The sequence below is a fragment of the Actinosynnema sp. genome (assembly GCF_052038725.1).
Map to the genome: position 1 here is coordinate 1 of NZ_JBQGCX010001508.1, position 3,976 is coordinate 3,976.

Here is a 3,976-nt window from a genome sequence, read left to right on the forward strand (position 1 = left end):
CGTCCAGGCCCAGCTCGACCAGGCCGTCGCGGACCCGGTCCCGCTCGACGGCGACGGCGGCGCAGTTGCGGCGCGCCTGGTCCTCGGCGTCGAGCGCGGCCGACGCGGCGGCCTGGGTGACGGTGGGCACGCGGAAGAACAGGGTGGTCATGCGCAGCGGCGCGACGACCGCCTCCGCGCCGACCAGGTAGCCCACGCGCAGGCCGAGCAGGCCGTGGGCCTTGGAGAAGGTGCGCACGACGGCGACCCGGTCGTCGACCCGCGCCAGGTCGAGCGCGTCGGCGACCACGTCGGGGTCGGCGAACTCGCGGTAGGCCTCGTCCACCAGCCGCAGCACGGGCGGCGGCAGGGCGTCGAGCAGGCCGCGCAACCGCGCGGCGTCGAGCACCTCGCCGGTGGGGTTGTTCGGGTTGCACAGCAGGACGACCTTGGTGTCGTCGGTGACGGCGGCGGCCACGGCGGCGAGGTCCATCCGGTCGTCCGGGTCCGGGACGGCGACGGCGGTGGCCTGCGCGTTGCCGATCAGCAGCGGGTACATCTCGAACGAGGGCCAGGTGTGCACGACCCTGGAGCCCGCGCCCGCGTGGGTCATCAGGAACTGCTGGAGCAGCGCCGCCGAGCCCACCCCGGCCACCACGCGCTCCGCGCCGACGCCCAAGTGCCCGGCGATCTTCGCCTCCAGGCCCGCCGACAGCGGGTCCAGGGTGAGGTTGACCCGGTCCACCAACCCGGCCACCGCCTCGGGGACCCCCGGCAGCGGCGGCGAGTGGTTCTCGTTCAGGGAGAGCTGATGGACGATCCGGGCCACGGGACCAGCCTTTCGCGGTGGCTGCGACGCATTCGATTCGATTGTCCGCCGAATAAATCGAGCAAAACGCTAACGATCAAGGCTGGATGCCGTCAAGACCTGCGTCCGGACAACCCGAACCGGGCAGCTTTTACCCGACCGGAACCTCCGGGAAATTAACTGCACCGTCCCTTACCCTAACGCTCGCACCCGCCGCCCGGTCAACAGGTTCGGAAACCCGATGCCACGTCGGCCGAGCGGACGACCACCGGGTTTTGCCTTGTGCCGCAACGCGGTTGGACCGGCGGACGGAAAGACGGTGGTCCGTGCGGAGCAACCCCGAAAAGGCACCGAAGTGCCTCCGAACGGAGTCCGCGTCTCGTTTGGCGGAACTTTTCGGCCGACTCCCCGCGCTTTTCACCTGGCAGCGGCCCCGACGCACCCCCACAATCCCCGGCGCGGCGAAAGCCGAACAGGTGACAGCGCTCCCGCGCGGTCGTACGGTGTCGACCCGTCAACCCCGGATCGGCGCAAATGAAACGCCGCGGCCGGACCCCACCGCGACTTGGCGCCCACCGGCGCGCGCGAACGGAGACCAGTGATGAGCGTCGACGTGCCCACCTCAGGCAAAGCGGGGACAACGCGGTTCGGCCGGGTCGCCGCCGCGCTGCTGGCCTCCCAGTTCGGGGTCTACGTAGCCATCATCACGCCGCTGCAACTGCTGCTGACCCTGCGGCTGGTCGGGATCACCGGCAGCAGCGGGGCGGCGACGGGCGCGTTCGGCGTGGCCACCGGCCTGGCCGCGATCGTGGTGCTGGTGGTGACCCCGGTCGCCGGGCGGATCAGCGACCTGGCGGCGTTCGCGCTGGGCCGCCGCCGCACCTGGATCCTGTTCGGCGCGCTCACCGGCGCGGCCACCCTGGTGGTGCTGGGGCAGGCGGACGCGGTGTGGCAGGTCGTGCTGCTGTGGTGCCTGGCGAAGGCGCTGTTCAGCTTCCAGCAGGCCTCCACGACCGCGGTGCTCGCCGACCAGGTGCCCGCCGAGCGGCGCGGCCTGGCGTCCGGGCTGCTCGGGCTGGTGATCCCGTTCGCGCCGATGCTGGGCCTGATCGTGGTGAACCAGCTCCCGCCGGGCTCGGCCCTGCAGTGGCAGGTGGTCGCGGCGATCGCGGCGGCGGGCGGCGTGGTGGCGGTGCTGCTGATCCGCGAGGGCAGGCCGGAGCGGCGGCCGGTCGCGCCGGGCGGGCTGGGCGAGCTGCTGAAGTCGTTCTGGCTGGACCCGCGCCGCTACCCGGCGTTCGGGTGGGCGTGGCTGGTGCGGTTCCTGATCACCGCGACGTACGCGGCGGGCAGCTACGTGTCGCTGTACCTGATCCAGCGCTTCGGGGTGGGGCAGGCCGAGGTCGGCGGGCTGGTGCTGATCTGGTCGGTGGTGAACGTGCCCGCGGCGATCATCGGCAGCCTGGGCTGCGGCTACCTGTCGGACGTACTGCGGCGGCAGAAGCCGTTCGTGATCGCGTCGGCGGCGATCGGCGTGCTGTCCATGGCGCTGCTGGCGTTCGCGCCCTCGCTCACCGCGGTGTTCGTGGCGGCGGGCGTGCTCGGGCTGGGCATGGGCATGTTCCTGGCGGTGGACATGGCGATGTGCGTGCGGGTGCTGCCGGACGGGGCGAACGCGGGCAAGGACCTGGGGATCGTGAACATCGCGAACATGCTGCCGCAGTCGCTGGTGCCGCTGGTCGCGGCGCTGCTGCTGGCGCTGGGCGGGTACTCGGCGTTCTTCGGGTTCCTGGCGCTGCTGGGGATCGCGGGGGCACTCGCGGTGCGGCGGGTGCCGGAGATCGGGCAGGAGGGCGGCGCTCCGGGCGTGGCCCCGCTGCGCCGGGCGTGAGGCGGGGGGGCGGGGGGGGGTCCCGCACCCCCCGCGCCCAGGTCCGGCCCACCGGCCCGGCCCACCGCCGGGCGGAAGGCGGCAGAACGGGGCGAGCGGCGCGGCTCCCGGCGTGCGCGAGGGCGTGATCCCTATGCTTGGCCGCATGATCTTCTACACTGGCGCGGAGAGCAACACTCTGCGTGAAGCCGTCTTCGGTGTGATGCTGCTCGTCTCGCACGCCGACCCCGGCCCGGTGATCCAGGAGCGGTACGCGGGGTTGCAGGCGCTCAAGAACCTCTCCCCCGACCTGCGGAACGCCCTGCACTCCAGCAGGGTCGACCTGTCCGGGATCGCCGAGGCCGAGCTGGAGGAGCGGGTCGTGGAGGCGTTGCGGCAGTCCGCGCGCATCCTGGCCGCCAAGTCCCCGGCCGACGCCGCCACGTTCCCCGACGCCGTCGAGGCGATCTGCCACCAGGTCGCCGAGGCCGACGGCCAGGTCGGGGAGGCCGAGCAGGCGGTCATCGGCAGGATCCGCGCCGCGCTGGCCGGGTGATCGCGGGCGGGCGCCGAAGACCGGGGAGCACCTTCCGGCAGGTGGTGCTCCCCCACCCCGCCCGCGCTCAGCCGCGCGGCGCGACCGCCCGGTGGTCCTGGAACGCCGCCACCAGCAGCAGGAACGCCGCCGCCGCGAGCAGCAGGCCCCACAGCGCGGTCCGGTCCGGCGCGGGCAGGTCGCCGCCGGGCACGAACACCCGCGCCGCGTCGCGCGCCGCCCAGCAGCCCGCCAGCAGCAGCGGCCCCACCAGCACCGGCAGCGCGCCCGTCCCGGCCAGCACCGGCGTCACCCCGGCCACCGCCGTCACCGCCGCCAGGGCCGCGAGCGCCAGCAGCAGCCACGGCGGCAGCACCTGGTCGCCCTGCGCGGTGGGACTTCCCGGCAGCGGCCCGGACAGCAGCACGGACACCGCCAGCACCGCGCTCAGCGCCACCGCCGTCAGCGCGGCCCAGCGGGTGCCCGCCACCGCGACGCCCACCACCAGCGCCAGGAGCGCGGGCTGCCACGGGTTCTCCACCTGCCCCAGCGCCGAGTCGATCGGGTTGGCCAGCGCGGCCAGCAGCACCGCGCACGCGGCGGTCCGCAGCAGCGCGCCCCTGGTCACGGCCAGCGCGGCGCCCGCCGCCAGCAGCGCGACGAGCACGCCCGCCGCCGTGGACGCCTCCGGCGCGAACCCGCCGTCGGGGGCGTCGGTCCCCAGGTTCACCAGGTGCTCGGTCCCGGCCAGCGCCGGCGGGAGCAGCGCGGCGAGCAGACCCAC

At 74.3% G+C, this 3,976-nt stretch carries 3 protein-coding genes and 1 pseudogene; 2 read left to right on the plus strand and 2 right to left on the minus strand.

The window, feature by feature from the left end; genetic code table 11:
- Window positions 1–808 (minus strand): aminotransferase class I/II-fold pyridoxal phosphate-dependent enzyme (locus ACTUAL_RS31770; RefSeq protein ID WP_440902810.1); only part of this gene is annotated, 808 nt, incomplete at its 3' end.
- A 580-nt stretch (window positions 809–1,388) separates the two neighbouring features.
- Between ACTUAL_RS31770 and ACTUAL_RS31775 the strand changes: the two genes are divergently transcribed.
- Together ACTUAL_RS31775 and ACTUAL_RS31780 are read left to right on the plus strand one after the other, a co-directional pair.
- Entirely contained in the window at window positions 1,389–2,678 is a 1,290-nt protein-coding gene (locus tag ACTUAL_RS31775) for an MFS transporter (protein WP_440902811.1), read from the plus strand.
- 145 nt (window positions 2,679–2,823) lie between these two features.
- Window positions 2,824–3,213 (plus strand): hypothetical protein, encoded by a 390-nt coding sequence (locus ACTUAL_RS31780; RefSeq protein WP_096495458.1) that lies wholly within the window; start codon window positions 2,824–2,826, stop codon window positions 3,211–3,213.
- A 67-nt stretch (window positions 3,214–3,280) separates the two neighbouring features.
- On the opposite strand, the pseudogene ACTUAL_RS31785 reads toward ACTUAL_RS31780, so the two are convergent.
- Window positions 3,281–3,976: pseudogene (locus ACTUAL_RS31785) on the minus strand (hypothetical protein); the annotation flags it as partial.

What these genes read in the sequence shown, in the direction of transcription:
- ACTUAL_RS31780 (WP_096495458.1), top strand. Translation starts at nt 2,824, where the DNA reads ATGATCTTCTACACTGGCGCGGAGAGCAACACTCTGCGTGAAGCCGTC.
- ACTUAL_RS31775 (WP_440902811.1), top strand. Translation starts at nt 1,389, where the DNA reads ATGAGCGTCGACGTGCCCACCTCAGGCAAAGCGGGGACAACGCGGTTC.